This is a genomic window from Burkholderia latens, from assembly GCF_902499045.1.
Lineage (GTDB): Bacteria > Pseudomonadota > Gammaproteobacteria > Burkholderiales > Burkholderiaceae > Burkholderia > Burkholderia latens.
On record NZ_CABVPL010000022.1, the window covers coordinates 72852 to 91699 of the forward strand.

Annotated in this window: 17 protein-coding genes and 1 pseudogene; 8 read left to right on the forward strand and 10 right to left on the reverse strand. The window is 68.7% G+C overall.

Going from position 1 to position 18848, the window contains the following annotated elements:
* Positions 1–19: 19 nt before the first annotated feature.
* From BSE24067_RS16895 to BSE24067_RS16905, 3 genes are all read left to right on the forward strand, one after another.
* Entirely contained in the window at positions 20–2440 is a 2421-nt protein-coding gene (locus BSE24067_RS16895; RefSeq protein WP_151063406.1) for a glycoside hydrolase family 31 protein, read from the forward strand.
* Between the two features lie 114 nt (positions 2441–2554).
* Complete coding sequence (locus tag BSE24067_RS16900) at positions 2555–3742, forward strand: porin (RefSeq protein ID WP_151063407.1); 1188 nt, start codon at positions 2555–2557, stop codon at positions 3740–3742.
* 379 nt (positions 3743–4121) lie between these two features.
* Positions 4122–4430: a hypothetical protein gene (locus tag BSE24067_RS16905; RefSeq protein ID WP_151063408.1), complete on the forward strand. Its 309-nt coding sequence runs from the start codon at positions 4122–4124 to the stop codon at positions 4428–4430.
* Between the two features lie 88 nt (positions 4431–4518).
* On the opposite strand, the gene BSE24067_RS16910 is transcribed toward BSE24067_RS16905, so the two are convergent.
* Complete coding sequence (locus BSE24067_RS16910; RefSeq protein WP_151063409.1) at positions 4519–5367, reverse strand: class I SAM-dependent methyltransferase; 849 nt, start codon at positions 5365–5367, stop codon at positions 4519–4521.
* A 160-nt stretch (positions 5368–5527) separates the two neighbouring features.
* On the opposite strand from BSE24067_RS16910, the pseudogene BSE24067_RS16915 reads away from it, so the two are divergent.
* The 3 genes and pseudogenes from BSE24067_RS16915 (at position 5528) to BSE24067_RS16925 (ending at position 8876) form a co-directional block, all read left to right on the forward strand.
* Positions 5528–6991, forward strand: a pseudogene (locus tag BSE24067_RS16915) (metallophosphoesterase family protein).
* Between the two features lie 164 nt (positions 6992–7155).
* Complete coding sequence (locus BSE24067_RS16920) at positions 7156–8502, forward strand: cytochrome-c peroxidase (protein ID WP_151063410.1); 1347 nt, start codon at positions 7156–7158, stop codon at positions 8500–8502.
* Positions 8503–8600: 98 nt separating this feature from the next.
* A complete protein-coding gene (locus BSE24067_RS16925) occupies positions 8601–8876 on the forward strand; it encodes a CppA family protein (RefSeq protein WP_151063411.1) in 276 nt (91 codons plus the stop codon).
* Positions 8877–9020: 144 nt separating this feature from the next.
* On the opposite strand, the gene BSE24067_RS16930 is transcribed toward BSE24067_RS16925, so the two are convergent.
* A complete protein-coding gene (locus BSE24067_RS16930; RefSeq protein ID WP_174904799.1) occupies positions 9021–10505 on the reverse strand; it encodes an aminotransferase-like domain-containing protein in 1485 nt (494 codons plus the stop codon).
* A gap of 221 nt (positions 10506–10726) precedes the next feature.
* On the opposite strand from BSE24067_RS16930, the gene BSE24067_RS16935 reads away from it, so the two are divergent.
* Complete coding sequence (locus tag BSE24067_RS16935) at positions 10727–11077, forward strand: hypothetical protein (protein ID WP_151063412.1); 351 nt, start codon at positions 10727–10729, stop codon at positions 11075–11077.
* A 170-nt stretch (positions 11078–11247) separates the two neighbouring features.
* On the opposite strand, the gene BSE24067_RS16940 is transcribed toward BSE24067_RS16935, so the two are convergent.
* From BSE24067_RS16940 to gtdA, 8 genes are all read right to left on the reverse strand, one after another.
* Entirely contained in the window at positions 11248–11670 is a 423-nt protein-coding gene (locus BSE24067_RS16940) for a DUF6691 family protein (RefSeq protein ID WP_151063413.1), read from the reverse strand.
* A gap of 1 nt (position 11671) precedes the next feature.
* On the reverse strand, positions 11672–12106 hold the full coding sequence (locus BSE24067_RS16945) for a YeeE/YedE family protein (RefSeq protein ID WP_151063414.1): 435 nt from the start codon (positions 12104–12106) through the stop codon (positions 11672–11674).
* Positions 12096–12446 carry an ArsR/SmtB family transcription factor gene (locus tag BSE24067_RS16950; protein WP_151063415.1) on the reverse strand — a complete coding sequence of 117 codons (351 nt, stop codon included), beginning with the start codon at positions 12444–12446 and terminating at the stop codon, positions 12096–12098. The genes BSE24067_RS16945 and BSE24067_RS16950 overlap by 11 nt, the downstream gene beginning before the upstream one ends.
* A 103-nt stretch (positions 12447–12549) precedes the next feature.
* Positions 12550–13908: an MFS transporter gene (locus tag BSE24067_RS16955; RefSeq protein WP_151063416.1), complete on the reverse strand. Its 1359-nt coding sequence runs from the start codon at positions 13906–13908 to the stop codon at positions 12550–12552.
* Between the two features lie 76 nt (positions 13909–13984).
* Positions 13985–15193 (reverse strand): 3-hydroxybenzoate 6-monooxygenase, encoded by a 1209-nt coding sequence (locus tag BSE24067_RS16960; RefSeq protein WP_151063417.1) that lies wholly within the window; start codon positions 15191–15193, stop codon positions 13985–13987.
* A 19-nt stretch (positions 15194–15212) separates the two neighbouring features.
* A complete protein-coding gene (maiA, locus tag BSE24067_RS16965; RefSeq protein WP_151063418.1) occupies positions 15213–15854 on the reverse strand; it encodes a maleylacetoacetate isomerase in 642 nt (213 codons plus the stop codon).
* Positions 15855–15888: 34 nt separating this feature from the next.
* Positions 15889–16587: a fumarylacetoacetate hydrolase family protein gene (locus BSE24067_RS16970; RefSeq protein ID WP_151063419.1), complete on the reverse strand. Its 699-nt coding sequence runs from the start codon at positions 16585–16587 to the stop codon at positions 15889–15891.
* 98 nt (positions 16588–16685) lie between these two features.
* Positions 16686–17732, reverse strand: coding sequence for a gentisate 1,2-dioxygenase (gtdA, locus tag BSE24067_RS16975; RefSeq protein WP_151063420.1), 1047 nt, complete (start codon positions 17730–17732; stop codon positions 16686–16688).
* Positions 17733–17894: 162 nt separating this feature from the next.
* Between gtdA and BSE24067_RS16980 the strand changes: the two genes are divergently transcribed.
* On the forward strand, positions 17895–18839 hold the full coding sequence (locus BSE24067_RS16980; RefSeq protein WP_151063421.1) for a LysR family transcriptional regulator: 945 nt from the start codon (positions 17895–17897) through the stop codon (positions 18837–18839).
* Positions 18840–18848 lie beyond the last annotated feature (9 nt).

Genomic DNA, 18848 nt, shown 5'->3' on the forward strand with positions numbered 1-18848 from the left:
TTCATCAGGAATCGCCTTCATGACTTCGCTTCTTCATCCGCCCGTGTTCCATGTCGCCTCCCGGCAGGCGAACCGCGTACTGCTCGCGTCCGACGCGGGCGCCACCATCGAGCTCTTCGTGCTCGAGGACGACATCGTGCGCGTGCGCGTGCTGCCCGACGCGACGGCGCGCGACCCGCGCACGTGGACGATCGCACCGGGCCTCGACGACGTGCCGCTCGACGGGCGCGACCGCCTCGATCTGAGCGGCTTCGCGCTGCCGCACTACGACTTCGCCGAAGACGACGACGCCGTGCGCATCGAAACCGCGCAGATCCGTGTCGCGGTGCGCCGGCAAGGCGGCCACTGCACGTGGTCGATGCGCCGTGCCGACGGCACGTGGCGCGTCGTGCTCGCCGACCGCGCGACGCAGGCGTACAACTTCGGCTGGTGGGACGAGCGCGCGTATCACTACGTCGCGCGCGAGCGCGGCGACAAGGTGTTCGGTCTCGGCGAACGCGCGGGCGAGCTCGATCGCACCGGCGCGCGCTTCGAGATGCGCAACATCGATGCGATGGGCTACAGCGCGAAGCACACCGACCCGCTCTACAAGCACATCCCGTTCTACATCACCTGGTCGCCCGACGCGTGCCAGGGCTTCGGGCTGTTCTACGACACGCTGTCGGACTGCGCGTTCGACATGGGCCGCGAGCTCGACAACTATCACGGGCTCTATCGCTATTTCGTCGCGGAGCACGGCGATCTCGACTACTACTTCATCGCGTCGCCCGACACGCCGCTCGCGGCCGCGCGCCGCTTCACGTGGCTCACCGGGCGCCCGGCGCGCACGCCGAAGTGGGGGCTCGGCTATTCAGGCTCGACGATGAGCTATACCGATGCGCCGGATGCGCAGCAGCAGATGAACCAGTTCGTCGAACAGTGCGACGCGCACGACATCCTGTGCGATTCGTTCCACCTGTCGTCCGGCTACACGTCGATCGGCGCGAAGCGCTACGTGTTCAACTGGAACCGCGAGAAGTTTCCCGATCCGAAGGGTTTCGTGCAGCACTACCTGGACCACGGGATCCGCCTGTGCGCGAACATCAAGCCGTGCCTGCTGCGCGATCATCCGGCGTTCGACGAAGCCGCGGCGCGCGGGCTGCTGATCCGTTCCGCGTCGGGCGAGCCCGCATGGGTGCAGTTCTGGGACGAGGTCGGCGCGTACATCGACTTCACGCAACCGGACGCGTATCGCTGGTGGCAGCAGCAGGTCACGTCGGCGCTGCTCGAATACGGGATCGCGTCGACGTGGAACGACAACAACGAATACGAGATCTGGTCGCCCGACGCGATCGCGCACGGCTTCGGCGCACCGTTTCCGGCGCGCGACGCGAAGGTGCTGCAAACGATGCTGATGATGCGCGCATCGCGCGACGCGCAGCGCGCGCACGCACCGGCGCAGCGGCCATTCCTCGTGTCGCGCTCGGGCGGCGCCGGCATGCAGCGCTACGTGCAGACGTGGTCCGGCGACAACTACACGTCGTGGGAAACGCTGCGCTACAACCTGAAGATGGGCCTCGGGCTCGCGTTGTCGGGCGTGTCGAACATCGGTCACGACATCGGCGGCTTCTCCGGCCCCGCGCCGTCGCCCGAGCTGCTGCTGCGCTGGGTGCAGTTCGGCATCTTCATGCCGCGCTTCAGCATACATTCGTGGAACGACGACGGCACCGTCAACGAGCCGTGGATGTATCCGGAGATCACCGCGCAGATCGCGTCGCTGATCAAGCAGCGCTACCGGCTGCTGCCTTACCTCTATCACCTGCTGTGGCTGTCGACCACACGCTACGAGCCCGTGCTCCGACCGACTCTCGCCGACTTCCCCGGCGACGCGCGCTGCTACGACGCATCCGACGACATGATGCTCGGCGACGCGTTGCTCGTCGCGCCGGTCGTCGATCCCGGCCAGACCGAGCGCACGGTGTACCTGCCGTCGGGCGCGCGCTGGATGTGCTGCACGAGCGCGCAGGCGTTCGACGGCGGCGCGAGCGTCACGTTGCCCGCGCCGCTCGACACGCCGGTGATGCTGTTGCGCGAAGGCCGCGTACTGCCGCTGAACGTCGCGGAACAGCATTTCGGTACGCGCGCCGATACGCGCGGCTTCCTCGTCGCACCACGCATCGAGGACGGCGTGGCATCCGGCGAATGCGTCGAGGACGACGGCGAAACCGAAGCATGGCGCGACGGCGATTACGGGCTGTGGCGCATCGAGACCGGACGCGAGGCGTCGGGCGTGCTCGGCGTGTCGGTCCGCTGGGACGGCCGCATGATCCGGCCTGCCGGGCAGATCGAAGTTCTGATGCCGGCATCGCTGCAAGGCGCGCTCGCGGTGCGCGGCGCGCGTGTCGAACACGATGCGCGCAACGGCGCATGGCGTCACCTCGTGTTGGCATTCGACGACTGAGCGCCCTGCCTGCGCGACACCGGACCCTGCCCGGCGGGCCACACGCGCGGCCCGCCGCCGCCACAGAGGAGGCCGTTCAGCCTCCCGCCTGTTGAAGAGACCTGGAGATCGACGATGAAAGCATCGCACTACCGTTATGCAATCCTGATTTTGTCGGCTGTGACGCTCGGCGCGCCCGCCGCCCGCGCACAGAGCAGCGTGACGCTGTACGGCGTGGTCGACGATTCGATCGCGTACGTGAACAACCAGCAGGGCCACTCGAACATCTACATGCGCGACGGCAACCTGTATGCATCGAAGTTCGGGCTGCGCGGCGACGAGGATTTGGGCGGCGGCACGCACGCGATCTTCGATCTGCAGTCGGGCTTCAACCTGAACACCGGCGCGCAAGCCGCCGCCGGCACGATCTTCAATCGCCAAGCCTTCGTCGGGCTGCGCAACGATCGTTACGGCACGGTGACGGCCGGCCGCCAGTACACGCCTTACTTCCTGCTGGTGGGGCCATACGCGTCGAGCAGCTGGCTCACCGGCGCGATCGGCGCGCATCCGGGCGACATCGACGGCCTCGACACGACGATCCGCGTCAACAACTCGGTTACGTATACGTCGCCGGTCTTCTCCGGGCTGACCGCGAGCGCGATGTACGCGTTCGGCGGCATCGCCGGCGCGACCGGCAAGGGCAACACGTTCAGCGCCGCATTGCGCTACGCGAACGGGCCGGTCGGAATCGCGGCAGGCTATCTGCGCATCAACAGCTCGGGCTCGCCGGCCGGCTTCCTGAATCCGGCGACCGCGGCGTCGGGCAGCTTCGCGGTATCCGTGCTGAACCAGGGCTACCTGACCGCGAAGGCCGTCGAGCAGGTCGCGGCCGCCGGCAATTACACGCTCGGCGCGCTGACGATGGGCGTCAACTACTCGAACGTGAAGTACTTGCCCGGCAACGGCTCCGCGTTCACGGACACCGCGGTGTTCAATACCTACGGCGCGCTCGCCGCATACCGCTTCACGCCGACGTTCTCGGTGGCCGGCGCGTTCTCGTATACGCTTGCGTCGAAGGCGAACGGCATGTCCGACGCGGCCCGCTACCAGCAGTATTCGCTGAAGGAGTCGTACAGTTTGTCGAAGCGCACGACGCTCTATGCGCTGCAGGCATACACGCATTCGAGCGGACGCACGCTCGGCGCGCAGGGCGCCGGCCATATCGTCGACGCGGCGCCGATCGTCGGCGATTCGCAGCAGCTTACGCCGTCGACGACGCGTGGCCAATTCGTCGGCATGGCCGGCATTGCCGTGACGTTCTGAAGCGCGTGCCGCGGCGCGGGCCGTCGTTGCCCCGGACGCGCATGTTCGCGCGTCGTCCGGGCGCGTAATCGCACTCGTTTGATCGCTATCCGCGCCGCACACGACACGGTTCGCGCGGTTTTCGCGGTCGTCTCGATCCCTTACAATTCGTCGGGTCGATCCTGCATGACCTTTCGTGCAACCCTGACACCGCGGTTTACTCGACGCGCGCCGCCTCAGGGTCCGGCGCGCGTTGTACGCGGCCGGGCGGCGTCGCGATTCGTTGCGCCCACAACTGGATTCCCGCCATGCCCGAATTCCGCCTCCTCCGTGCCCGGCCCGTATTTGCGCCGGACACCCGCTGCATCGACCTGCCGCCGCTCGCCGGCGGAGCCGCGCGATGAGCGGCTTCCTGAATCGCACCGGCGACCTCGTCGCGCTGGGGACGCTCGTGCTGCTCTACATCGGCGGCGTCGGCGTCGCGGCATGGCGGATTCGCACCGCCGCGCCGCGCGGCAAGCTCTACTGGATCGCCTGCGTCGCGCTGCTGGCGGGCGGCGCCGCCGCGCTGATTTCGAACCTGTCGCCGGTGCCGAACAGCGGCGAGATGCCGCCGGGTTTCGCGCTCGGCGTCGAGGCGGTGCTGCTCGGCCTCGCGCTCGTCGCGGCCGGTTGCGCGTGGTTGATGCTGCGGGCGCGGCGCGGCTGAAAGCGGCGCTCGACCACGCGCCGCCGTCAACGCCCGCTCCCGGCGACGCGCGCGGCAACGGGCGAACACGCGCCGCTCTGCAAAAGCGTCACACCGATGGCGCCCGCGCGGTAACGAGCCAGCACGCCGCGTCGAAGCGCAGATCGGCGCCCAGCACGTAGCGATCGAACGCGGCGTGAACCGTCTCGATCACGCGCCGGCGTGTCGCTTCGTCCGCCTGCCGAAGCGCGAGCCCGACCGGCCCCAGTCGCGCGACGTAGTCGTCCAGCGCGGCGGCCGGCAACCTACACGCGATATCGATCGGCTCGATCGCGACGTGGGCCCAGCCGCTGTCCGCCAACACCGACGCGATTCGCTGCCGGTCGCCGAACGCGAATTGCCCCGGTGCGCCGGGCTGCCGCGCCGGCAGGTCCGGCAGCAATGGCGCGGCGGCCCGCTCGGCCGTCGTCATGAACGGATTGTCGGCGGCGCCGCGCCATGCGGCGAAGCGCAGTTGCGCGTTCGCGCGCGCCGCGTGCCGCAGGTTCCCGAATGCACGGACCGGATCGTCGAAAAACATCACGCCGAAGCGCGACACGATCAGGTCGAACTCGCGAGGCGCGAACGCATGCGTCTGCGCATCGGCGTGCACGAACGCGACGTCGAGACCGTCGCGTTCAGCGCGCGCCTGCGCGGCCTCGATCATCCGCGCCGAGATGTCGACACCCGTGCACTGCGCGTGCGCGCCGAGCCGCCGGGCGATCGCGAGCGTCACCGCGCCCGTGCCGCAGCCGACGTCCAGCACGCTGCGCGCGGACACCGTCACCGCTGCATCCGCGAGCAGCGTCTCGAACGGCTCGAACATCCGGTCGAGCGTCGTCTGCGCGTCCACCCACGCGAGCCCCGACGGCCCGTTCCACAGCGCGGACTGCGCTTCGTTTGCGCGGCTGTCTTCCATCGTCGATTCTCCTTTCCCTTTGTACGTGATGGTCGTGATCCAGACTATGCTGCTTCAAGCCGGCTTGAGGTCAAGACGCGCAAGCCGAACGGCCCGCGCGCCATTCACATTACTTACATTCGTGTTGCGTATCGTTGACGGCTTTCCTACGGTGCCTCCCATGCGACGACTTCTCTCTCTCGCGCTGTTCGTGCGCTGCGCCCCGCTTGTTGCGCTCGCGGCGCTGTCCGCGTGTTCGAATCACATCGACAAGCCCGCCGATCCGGCCAGTGCGGCGATCAACGTTCAGGCCGCGTGGGTCGAGATCGGCGATGCGAACCAGGCGATCGCGCGCGTGATCACGAACTACACGCCGGCTTCCGCGAGCGATCCGTTGTGTCCGCAGCTTGCCGTCGACGGCAAACTGTCGCGCATGACGCTGCGCGTCGGCGCGGCGACCGTCGCGCAACGGACGACCGCCAGCGATCCGGCCGACTCGAAGCCGTCGGGCTTCCCGGTGTCGGTCTGCGAGACGACCCTGCCGGCCGGCGCGCAGTCGGCGAGCGTCGCGGGTCGCGCGCTGCCGCTGCCGAAGGCGCAGCCGCAGCGCATCGCGATCATCGCCGACACCGGCTGCCGGATGAAGAAGGCCGACAACGCATGGCAGGCGTGCAACGACGCGACGGTGTGGCCGTTCGACACGATCGCCGCGAGCGTCGCGAAGCTGTCGCCGGATCTGGTGCTGCACGTCGGCGACTATCACTATCGCGAGAACGCATGCCCGCCCGACATCGCCGGCTGCAAGGACAGCCCGTGGGGCTACGGCTGGGATACGTGGCAGGCCGACCTGTTCCGCCCGGCCGCGCCGCTGTTCGCGAAGGCGCCGTGGGTGGTCGTGCGCGGCAATCACGAGGAATGCGCGCGGGCCGGCCAGGGCTAGTACCGCTTCCTCGATCCGCGACCGTATTCGGCGGCCCGTTCGTGCGACGATCCGGCCAACGACAACGACGCGAACTACTCGGATCCGTACGCGGTGTCGCTCGGCGGCGGCACGCAGGTGATCGTGTTCGACACCGCGAAGGTCGGCCGCAATCCGCTGAAGACGACCGACGCGCAATTCCGCATCTACCAGAAGCAGTTCCAGACGGTCGCGGCGCTCGCGTCGAAAGCCGGGATGACGACGACGATCTTCACGAACCACCATCCGATCCTCGCGTTCGCGCCGATCGCCGGCAGCACGCCCGCGCCGGGCAACCTCGCGCTGCAATCGGTGATGTCGAGCCTGAACGCGCAGGCGTACTATCCGCCGGGCATCCACGTCGCGCTGCACGGGCACGTGCATGACTTCCAGGCGATCAACTTCTCGTCGGGGCATCCGGCGACGATCGTGTCCGGCAACGGCGGCGACAACCTCGACGTCGCGCTGCCCGATCCTTTCCCCGCGGGCCTGACGCCCGCGCCCGGCGCCGTGATCGAGCGTCTGTCGCACAACAACAGCTTCGGTTTCCTGATCATGGAGCGACGTGCGGCGCCCGCGACGGGCTGGGTGTTCCATGCGTATTCGGCGGCGGGCAAGCTGCTCGCTTCGTGCGATCAGTCGGGCACGACGCTCGCCTGCGACAAGACGGGGTTCATCGCGCCGTGAGTGACGGAGTTCGATTGAATGACGGTTGGGCGGATTTGGCGGGTTCGATCGGCCGCCGCTGGCAGATGACCGGGGAGCGGATGCGGCCGCGGTCGATTGCGGCCGTTTCCGAGCGTCGAGCCTCGGCTTCAGCCTCGGTTGCCGGCGGCGGCTCGCCGGTGCGCATGCTGGCAACTGCCATGCTCGCCGGCGCGGCGCTTGCGGCCCACGCCGCGCCTTCAGATACGACCCTGCTGCCCGGCGCGCCGCCGTCGCGCGTCGTCGGCACGATCGGCAACGGCACGCCACAGGTGACCGGCAAGATCGACGCGGCGACCGCCCGTTTCGCGCCCGACCCGACGCTCGTTGCGCTCGGCCGCCGGATCTTCTTCGATCCGCGGCTGTCCGAGCCGCGCGGCATGTCGTGCGCGGGCTGCCACGATCCGGGGCGCGCGTTCGCGCCGACGCTGTCGGCGGCCTCGCTCGCGGGGCCCGGTGTGCCGGAAGGCAGCCGCCACGGGCGCTTCAGCCAGCGCAACGCGCCATCGCTGCTCTACGTGCGCTACGTGCCGCGCCGCCACTTCTACCAGGACGACGACGCGCCCGCGCCGTCGCCGTTCGGCGGACTCTTCAGCGACGGCCGCGCGGACACGCTCGCCGAGCAGATCCGCGGGCCGCTCTTCGATCCGAACGAGATGAACAACCGGTCGCCGGCCGCGCTGCTGCGCAAGGTCGACGACACCGAACTGGCGGGCGATCTCGCCGCGCGCTTCGGCGCATCGGTGCGGCGCGATCCCGGGCAGCTGGTGCGTGCACTGGGTGCGGTCGTCGAAGCCTATCTGCAGAGCGACGAGATGGCACCGTTCACGTCGCGCTTCGACGCGTTCCTGCGCACGCGCACGCCGCTCGCGCCGGCCGAGATGCGCGGGCTGGCGCTGTTCCGCAACCCCGACAAGGGCAACTGCATGAGCTGCCATACGTTGTCCGAGACGTCGAACCGGCCGGAACGCTCGCTGTTCACCGACTTCGGCTACGACGCGATCGCGGTGCCGCGCAACCGCGCGCTGCCCGCGAACCGCGATCCACGCCATTTCGACAACGGGCTCTGCGACACGGCCGCGCGGCTGCGCTGGCCCGAACCGACGCAATGGTGCGGCTACCTGCGCACGCCGGGGCTGCGCAACGTCGCGGTCAAGCAGAGCTTCATGCACAACGGCGTGTTTACGACGCTGCGCGACGCGGTCGCGTTCTACAACACACGCTCGACCGATCCGGGCCACTGGTATCACGGCGCAACGACGTTCGACGACGTGCCGGCCGCCTATCGCGGCAACATCAACGTCAATTCGACACCGATGAACCGCCGGCCGGGCACGCCGCCCGCGCTGACCGACGCGGAAATCGACGATATCGTCGCGTTCCTCGGCACGCTGACCGATGCGCGCTATACGCATCTCATGGCGGCTGCCGCCCTTGCCACGCCGAAGGCGCTTCCCGCCCGGACAACCCGCACCGCCGCACCGGCGCGCTGAACCCTGGCCGAACGGCCAGGCGCACGCACGCCCGCTTGCAGCCGCCTCACATACTGGTTATATTTACAGTACTGTATTTATGAACAGTGAGGTGCGCGATGGAACATCTGGTCCGTATCGTCAACGACACCGATCGCCAAGTACTGGCATGGCTGCGTGCGCAGGCCGGCGATGCCCGCGTGGAACGCGCGGCGCGCCAGCTCGGGCATACGCGCAAACCGTTTCCGTCCGCGGTATGCCGGTACCTGGGCATGAGCGTGCCGGCCACGCTGCGCCGGGCGGAGCGCCCGCGTGCGGCACGCGACTTCACGGTCGGCGATCGCTACCTGTCGTTGATCCGTCAGCACCTGGCCGCGCAGGCGGTCGGCCGATGACCTCGCCGAAGTCGTATCGCTGGCGCGTCGTCGCGCGGCGGCCGGCCGGCGGAAGCGCAACGAGCCGGATCGGCCGTCCCGTGCATCCGTCACGGCAGCCGGGGCCGCAAGCCGATCGGCCGGCCCGGCCGGTACCCGGCCCGCTTACGCAGCGGCCGCCGCGTCGCGTATCAACCGGCCGAGCGTTTCGATTGCCGCTTCGTGCGTCGTGTCGAACACCCGCGTGCAGGCGAGCCGGATATACGCGTCAAAGCGGTCGGAATTCGAAAAGATCGAACCAGGCGCGATCCTCACCCCGCGCGCCAGCGCGGCATCGAACAATGCTTCGGAACGCACGCCGTCCGGCAACGCAATCCACAGCAGCATGCCGCCCGGCGGCCGGTTCATCCGCGTGCCGGCCGGAAAATGCCGCGCGATCGCGTCGATCGTCACATCGCGCTGCACGCGAAGCTGTTCGCGAAACCGGTGCAGGTGACGATCGAACGCACCCGAGCCGACGAATTCGGCCGCGACGGCCTGCAGCAATGCGGCGTTGTGCCGGCTGTGCGCGAACTTGAGCATCTTCACGCGCGCGTGCCAGCGGCCCGCGCTCATCCAGCCGAGCCGCATTCCGGGCGCCAGCACCTTGTTGAACGACGGGCAGTAGATCACCGTGCCATCGCGGTCCCATGCCTTCACGGGCATCACCGCGTGCGGCGCTTCGACGAGCTCGCGATACGGCTCGTCCTCGATCACGGCCACGCCGCGGCGCGAGCACAGCGCGACCAGCGCGGCCTTGCGCTCGTCGGGCATCACGCTGCCGAGCGGGTTCTGCAGGTTCGGCACGACGACCACGGCCCGGATGTCCGGGTATGCGGTCAGCGCCACGTCGAGCGCCTCGATCGACAGCCCGGTTGTCGGGCTGGCCGGAATTTCGAGCGCGCGCAGGCCGAGGCTTTCGAGCAGCTGGATCAAGCCGAAAAAGGCCGGCGATTCGATCGCGATCGTGTCTCCGGGGCGCGCCACCGCGCGCAGCGCGAGATTCACGGCATCGACGCCGCCGCTCGTCGACATCACGTCGTCCGGCGAAACCGTCACGCCGTACGACAGCGCACGCTTGGCCATCGTCTGCCGGAATTCGGGCGAACCGCCGACCGGCCCGGCATCGGTCAGCAACGTGGGCTTGCGCCGCAACAGCCGGATCGCCAGCGTCTGCAGGCGCTCGGCCGGATACAGCGTCGCCAGCGCGGACGCGCCGCCGAGGTTCAGCGCATCGGGCACCGCGTTCGCGCGATCGATCACGCGCGACACGCGTTCGTGCAGCCCCGCGAACGGCGGCTCGACGCTCAGCGGCGGCCCTTCGCTTTCCGGCAGCGTTTCGAGCGCGGCCGCTGCGCGCCGTCGCACGAAATAGCCCGAGCGCGGCTTGGCCTCGCACCAGCCCGTATCCTCGAGCCGCCGGAATGCCTGGATCGCGGTCGACAGGCTCACGCCGTGTTGCGCCATGAACGCGCGCACCGACGGCATCCGGTCGCCGGGCGACAGCGTGCCGGCCGCGATGATGCGGCGGTAATGTTCGGCGAGCCGTTCGTAAAGCGGCTCGCCGGTCATCGGCAAAGGCGTGCGGGACGGGTCGGTGATGGCGGTCATGCGGGTGATCGTGCCCGCGCGCTTCGGCGCACGCCAGATACAGATTCCGGGGAAACCCACCGATACAGCGACACAAAATCAGCGGCTGCACCGTAACAGATTCCCGCCCCCTGAATCTGTCCTGACCGCGCGCGTTTCCCTAACCTGATTGCACGCCGTCGCCTCGCCATCGCGAGGCTGCGCAAACCGGGAAAACAGGAAAAACGGAAAAAGGACTCGCGATGCGAACGCAGGACATCCGGCTCGATGCCGGGCAAAGCCACTTTGCGTGGTTCGACAAGGGCAGCCAGGTCATCGTGCGCGACGGCGCGCTCGCGATCACGTTGCCCCAAGCCGGGCTCGACTGGCTGCCCGATGCGCCGCAATCCGTTCGCCGCGTGCTCGGCGAAGGCGAATGCCTGACGATCGAGACGGCCGGTCATGTGGCGTTGTCCGCCAGCGGTGCCCGGCCGGCCGACGCGACCGTCGTGGAACCCGCAGTGCGGCGCGGCGGGTTCGCTGCGTGGCGCACCTGGGTGCACCGGATCTCCGCTCGGTTATTCAGTGAGCGGCGTGTGCGGGAGCAGTCCTGACGCGGTAGCTCGAGACGTCGCCGGTAGCCTCGTGTGACCGCCATATCGCCTCACCCGACAACATGCGCGCGCTCGCCCCGCACGGTCTCCGGAGGCAGATCGATCGAACCCATCCGCCTGATCCCCAGCCGCCGCGGCCTCGGCAGCCCGCGACGTGCGGCCCCTCGACGCTACCGCGCCTTCCGCCGACGCTCGATCCATTCGAACAGCGCCATCCCGGCCAGCATTGCGGCGACGAACGCGATGCCCTTGATCGACCCGAGCCCGATCGACACGATCGCCGGCCCCGGGCAGAACCCGGCGATCCCCCAGCCGATGCCGAACACGGCACTCCCCGCGACGAGCCGCACGGTGATCGTCCGCGCGGCCGGCCACTGGATCGGCAGACCGAGCCACGAGCGCGTCCGGCGCTTCGCCCATGCAAATGCGAATACGCCGACGCCGATCGCTCCGCCCATCACGAACGCGAGCGACGGATCCCAACGACCGGCCAGGTCGAGAAAGCCGAGTATCTTCTGCGGGTTGGACATCCCCGACACGATGAGGCCGGCGCCGAACAGCAGCCCCGCCAAAAATGCGAATCCTGCCTGCATCTCAGCCTCCGATCACGTGCCGTCGCACGAATACGGTCGCGAAACCGGCGACCATGAACACCGCCGTCGCGACGATCGACCGCGTCGCGCCGCGCGACAACCCGCAGACGCCGTGACCGCTCGTGCATCCGCCCGCGTAACGCGTACCGACTCCGACCAGCAGGCCAGCCGCCAGCAGTTCGCCCCAGCCCGCGTCGACCTGCGGCATCGCGGCAGCACCGGCGATACGCAGCATCAGCGGCGCGGCGATCAGCCCCGCGACGAATGCGGTGCGCCAGTCGCGCTCCGCGGCACCGGCCGTGAACAGGCCGCCGATGATCCCGCTGATGCCAGCGATCCGTCCGTTGAATGCCACGAGCCACGCGGTGGCGAGCCCGATCAGCACGCCCCCGGCAAGCGACAGCCACGGCGTGAAATGAAGCGCATCAAGCTGCATGGCGCGCCCCCTTCGCGGCCGGTCCGCAGAACTGTTCGTAGAGCACCCCCATCACCGCGATCGCGGCCGGGCTGTCGAGCGAATAGTGGATGTTCTTGCCTTCGCGGCGCGTGCGGACGAGTGCGTTGTCCCGCAGCACGCCGAGCTGCTGCGACAGCGTCGGCTGGCGAATATCCAGCCGCGCCTCGAGTTCGCTCACGCAGCGTTCGCCCTGCGACAGCTCGCACAGCAGCAGCAGCCGGTCGGGATTGGACAGCACCTTGAGCAGCGCGCACGCCGATTCGGCGGCGGCGCGCATCTGGTCGGGCTCGGGCAGCCCGGTGGAAGGATCGGCGGTCATGAGGACGGTCGCATACGATTAACGATAAGATATTATATACATTTATATACTATCGGATCCAGCCGTCGTCCGGCGCGCTCGGCGCCGCCTGCCCGCCCCGCCGCTACGCCTGCTCGCCGGCAATCGCATCAACGGCCGTCCGCTTCGCGCCGGCCCGCACCACACCGAGCGCCAGCACCGCGATTCCCGCGATCACGCACGGCACCGCGACGAAGGCGAACGCGGTCGACAACGGCAACCCCATCGCGAGCATCGCCCCGCCCGCCATCGAGCCGACGACCGATCCGCCGCGGCCGATCCCGTTCGCCCAGCTCACGCCCGTCGTCCGGCATTCGGTCGGATAGAACGCGGCCGACAGCGCGTTCGCGCCGACCTGCGAGCCCGACACGCAGAAACCGGCCGCGAATACCACCAGCGCGGCACCTTCCGGCGATGCGGCCAGCACACCGATCGCCGCGACGAACACGCCCGCCGCCGCGTAACTGCACGCGAGCACGCGATGCGGATCGAAGCGGTCCATCAGCCAGCCGAGCACGATCGCGCCGAGCGTGCCGCCGACCTGGAACATCGCGGTCACGCGCGCGGCCGTCTGCAGCGTCGCGCCGGTCGTGCGCAACAGCGTCGGCAGCCAGCTCGACAGCAGATAGATCACGAGCAGGCTCATGAAGAACGTGAGCCACAGCAGCAGCGTGCCGCGCAACAGGTCCGGGCCGAACAGACGGCCCAGCGGCGACCCGGCCGGTTTCCCGCGCGGCGCGATGAACGACGCGTGCGCGAGATGCGGGTCCGGCGCGATCCGCGCGAGCATCGCCGCGATTCGCTCGCGCGCCGCGCCGGTGTTGACGAGGTAGCGCACCGATTCGGGCAGCCGCCATGCGAGCACTGGCAGAAGCAGCAGCGGCGCGGCACCGCCGACCACGAGCACCGCGCGCCAGCCATCGCGCTCGATCAGCGACGCGGCCGCGAGCCCGCCGAGCGCGGAGCCGATCGTGAAGCCGCAGAACATCGTCGTCACGAGCAACGAGCGCCGCCGCGCGGGGCAATATTCAGACGTCAGCGTGATCGCGTTCGGCATCGCGCCGCCGAGCCCGAGGCCCGTCACGAAACGCCACGCGATCAGTTCGGTCAACCCGCCCGCACTCGCCGACGCGGCACTCGCGATGCCGAAGCACGCGACACAGGCGAGCAGCAGGCGCTTGCGGCCGAACCGGTCGCCGAACGGCCCGAACACGAGCGCGCCGGCCATCAGCCCGGCAAGCCCCGCGCCGAATACCGGCGCGAGCTGCGCGGGCGACAAGCCCCACTCCGCGCGAATGACGGGGGCGATGAACCCGATCGATGCGGTGTCGAAACCGTCGATCGCGACGATCAGGAAGCACAACACGACGATCGCGGCCTGAAACGGCGCAACGCGATGCCGGTCGATCCATTCGCTGACGTCGATGGACAGCGTATCGGCCATGATGGTGTCTCCTCCATGAAGGCGGTCGCGCGCGATGTCGTTGGCATGCGCGCCGCCGGATGCGGGCTGAAGAACGTCAGGGGACGGACTTCAGGCAATCCTCCGCACGCCAGCCATGCAGCCAGTCGAGTGCGTCGTAGAACTGCGCCTGCGTGCGTCCGACCCACAGCGCGTTGCGCACCTGCCGCTCGACGCCTTTCGCGTGATAGATCCGCCCCATCTCGCGCGCCGAATACAGCACGCGCGCGGTGCGCGGAATCCGCGCGCGTTCGTACAGTGCGAACGCGGCCTCGAAATCGCCGTCGGTCTGCGCGACGGCCGCACCGAGCGTCACCGCATCCTCGAGCGCCTGGCACGCGCCCTGCGCGATGTATTGCGTCATCGGATGCGCGGCGTCGCCGAGCACCGTCGCGCGGCCCGTGCTCCAGCGCTCGACCGGGTCGCGGTCGGCGGTCGCCCAGCGCTTCCACGACGTCGGCCGGTCGAGCATCTGCTTCGGCAGCGGATGAATGCCGTCGAAGTACGACAGCACTTCCTCCTTGCTGCCCTCGCGCACCCCCCAGGTTTCCTGCTCGCGGCTGTGGAACGTGACAACGAGGTTGTATTGCCGTCCGCCGCGCAGCGGGTAATGAACCAGATGGCAATGCGGGCCGGCCCAGACGACCGGCGCATTGATCTGCAGGTCCTTCGGCATGTTGTCGACGTCGACAACCGCGCGATACACGACGTGCCCCGTCACGCGATGCGCGTCGCCGATCAGCGCGTGACGGATCGCGGACTTCACGCCGTCGCAGCCGATCACCGCATCGGCGCGATAGCGCTCGCCATGTTGATCGGTCACGGTCACGCCGTTGTCGTCCTGCTCGAACCCGCACACCTGCGTGCTGGTCCGGAATTCGATCAGCGGATGATCCTTGACCGCCTCGTAGATCGACAGGTGAATGTCCGCGCGATGGATCACCGCGTACGGATTGCCAAAGCGTTCGCGATACGCGGCGCCCGTGTCGATACGTGCGACTTCCCGCGCATCGACCGCATCCATCAGTTGCAGCCAGTCGGTGAACACCGCCCGCCCACGCGCGGCCTCGCCGACGCCCAGAGCGTCGAGCGCGTTGAACGCATTCGCGGCGAGCTGGATGCCCGCACCGATCTCGCCGATGCGCTCGGCCTGCTCGAGCAGCTTCACACGAATGCCCTGGCGCGCGAGCGCCAGCGCCGTCGCGAGCCCGCCGATGCCGCCGCCGATCACGAGTACGCGACGGCCTGTGTTGTGTGTGTCGCCCATGTCTGTCTCCTGCTTCGTGTTACGCGACGTAATCCGGTTGCCGCTGCGGCTGCGCCGCGTCGAACGCCGGCTCGCGCCGCGCGTGTTCATACACTGCGAGGCTGCGCGGATACGCGCTCAGGTCGCAGTCCATCCGCAGCGCGTTCGCGACCTGCGGCACGATGCATACGTCGGCGAGCGTCGGCGCGTCGCCGAAACACCACGGGCCCGTGTCCGCACGCGCGAGCAGGCGTTCGACGCCGGCCATCCCTTCCGCGACCCAGTGCCGGTACCACGCGCTCTTCTGCTGCAGCGTGACCTGCAGTTCGCTGTCGAGGTAGCGCAGCACGCGCAGGTTGTTGACCGGATGGATGTCGCATGCGATCAGCGTCGCGAGTTCCAGCACGCGTGCGCGCTGGCGCGGTTCCAGCGGAACCAGCCGCGGCTCGGGATGAATCTGGTCGAGGTAGTCGATGATCGCGAGCGACTGGCCCAGACGAAAATCGCCGTCGACCAGCGCCGGCACCGACGCCGACGGATTCACCTGCGCGACGTAGCCGGCGTCGCGATGCTCGCCGGTGCGGATGTTCACGGGCAGCGTGTCGTACGGCAGTCCTTTCAGCGCGAGCGCAATGCGCACCCGATAGGAGGTCGAACTGTTGAAGAAGCTATGCAGTTGCACGATGTGACCTTTCGAGGAAATCGACGAATGCGCGTCAGACCACGCGCACGGCCAGCTCGCCGAGACGCTCGACGCCGACCTTCATCACGTCGCCCTTGACCACCGCGCCGACGCCTTCCGGCGTGCCGGTGAAGATCACGTCGCCCGGTTCGAGACGGAAGAATTTCGACAGGTCGGCGACCGTTTCCGCGACCGACCAGATCAGGTGCGACACGTCGCTCTGCTGCTTCGTCGCGCCGTTGACGGTCAGCCACAGGCCGGCCTGTTCGAAATGACCGACGTTGCTCACCGGATGCACCGGGCCGACCGGCGCGGAGCGATCGAATGCCTTGCCGATTTCCCACGGGCGGCCCATTTCGCGCATCTTCATCTGCAGGTCGCGGCGCGTCATGTCGAGGCCGACCGCATAGCCCCACACGTGCTCGAGCGCCTGCTCGAGCGGAATGTACGACCCGCCCTTGCCGATCACCGCGACGAGCTCGGCTTCATAGTGGTAGTTCTGCGTCTGCGTCGGATACGCGAGTTCGAGCGTTTCGCCATAGGCGACCGGCACGATGGAGTCGGCCGGCTTGCAGAAGAAGAACGGCGGTTCGCGATCGGGATCGAAGCCCATTTCTCGCGCATGGGCGGCATAGTTGCGGCCGACGCAGTACACGCGGCGGACCGCGAAACGGGCGTCGCTACCGGCGACGGGAAGCGCCACCGGCGCTTCGGGCGGGAAAACATAAGTCATGAGCGGCTCCAGCGTGAGCATGAAAGAGGGCCGCGCGCCGCGTCGGCGGCGCACCGGATGAATCGGGGAAATCGGAGAAATCGGAAAAACCGGCCGCGTCAGTCGCGCGCCTCGCGCAGCAGGTTCAGCGCGGACAGCACGGGCCGGTCGGAATAGCTGAACAGCACGCTGTCGGACGACGCCGACAGCCGCACCGGCGCCCACGACGGCGCGACGAAGATGTCGTGCGGCTCGAACGCGAACGCGGCGTCGCCGATGTGCGCGATGCCGCGGCCTTCGACGACGCAGTAGATCGTCGCGTCGGTGCTGCGATACGTGCGGCCGTCGAAGCCGGCCGGCAGGAACTGCATGAAGGTCGCGATCGTCGGCATCGGCCAGCCGCCCGTCGCGGGGTTCACGTAGCGCAGCTTCACGCCGTCCCATGCGTCGAGTTCGCCGTTGCGGTACAGCGCATCGAGCGCGTCGCGGGTCCGCGCATACGGGTAGCTGAACACGGGCGACGTCGGGTCGCTCACGCGATGCCGCACCGGCACCATGTTGTGGCCGAAGCGCGCGAAGCTGTCGCCTTCCGCGCGGCTGACGGGCTGCTCGGCCTGCGGATAGTTCTCCGCGAAACCCGCGTCGAGGTTGCCGACCAGCGGGATGTCGAGACCGTCGAGCCACACGACCGGCTCGCCGCCGTCTTCAACGGACGGATTGCCGTGGTCGTGCCACGCCCACGACGGCGTGATGATGAAATCGCCCGGACGCATCGTCGTGCGCTCGCCGTTCACCGCGGTCCACGCGCCCTTGCCTTCGACGATGAAGCGCAGCGCCGACTGCGTATGCCGGTGGCTCGGCGCGATCTCGCCCGGCAGGATCAGCTGCAGGCCCGCGTACAGCGTCGGCGTCATGCTCGACTTGCCGGGCAACCCCGGGTTCTCCAGCACCAGCACGCGGCGCACGGCCTCTTCCGCGCTGATCACGCTGCCCGCCTGCATCACCAGGCCGCGCACCTGTGCGTACTTCCAGATCGCGGCCTGCGCGGCCGACTGCGGTGTTTTCGGCACGAGGTTGTGCAGCGATTCCCACAACGGCGCGAGACGCTGGTCGGCGATCCGGGCGTAGTAGTCGGCGCGGGACAGATCCGGGTGGCGGCGGGTCATGATGTCTCCTGGGGCGGCCGATCGGGTCGGCGCTGTGTCGGGGCGGGGACCGCGCGCTGCAGTCCGTTAGCGAATTTATATTCGACGCAGGCATACCCGGTAAAATGGCGAAATCATCTAATTCATATGATTTCGGATATACCTTCCGGCACGGAGCATGGGATGGACTGGACCTACCGGCTGCGATTGCGGCATCTGCAAGTGCTGCTGAGCCTGGCCAGCACGGGCAACCTGAGCCAGTCGGCGGCGGCGCTCGCGACCACGCAGCCCGCGCTGTCGAAATGGCTGAAGGAGCTGGAGGAGGATGTCGGCCTGCCGCTGTTCGAGCGGCACGCGCGCGGCTTGCGGCCGACGGCCTACGGCGACGCGCTGATCGAGCATGCACGCCGCGTCGAGGCGCAGCTCGATGTCGCCCGCGACGACATGGCCGCACTGCGCGAAGGCGGCAGCGGCCTGGTGACGATCGGCACGTCGGGCGTCGCGGCCGCCGATACAGTGCCGCTCGCGGTGTCGCAACTGCTGAAGCGGATGCCGCGCGCGCAGGTGCGGCTGGCCGAAAGCACGATGAACCAGCTGATGCCTCAGCTGGCGCGCGGCGAGCTGGATATCGTCGTCGGCCGTTCCGGGTCCGCGTCCGTCGATCCGCACCTGCACGCCGAAGCGCTGTACGCCGATCCGGTGGTGTTCGTCGCGCGGCCCGATCATCCGCTCGCCGGCGCGGCATCGGTGGGCTGGGACGAGGTGCTCGCCTGTTCGTGGATCGTCTGGCCGTCCGGCACGCCCGTGCACAATGCGCTGCAGGTCGCGCTGACAGCCGCCGGCCGCGTGCAGCCGCCGCACTGCGTGGAATCGAATTCGTCGATCCTGAATCTCACGCTGCTGAACAACACCGACCTGCTGGGCGTCGCGTCGCATCGTGCCGCGCGGCGCTTCGAGCAATTGAACGCGATCCGCATCCTGCCGATGCAGCTCGAGGGCCAGGGCGCGGTGTCGATCTACTGGCACCCGGACAGCGCGAATCGCGCGGCCGTGGCCGCCGCGATCGAGTGCCTGCGTGCCTGTGCGGCTCCACAGGTGGGCGGATGGGAGAAAGTGAAGGTGGATTGAGCGGTGAGG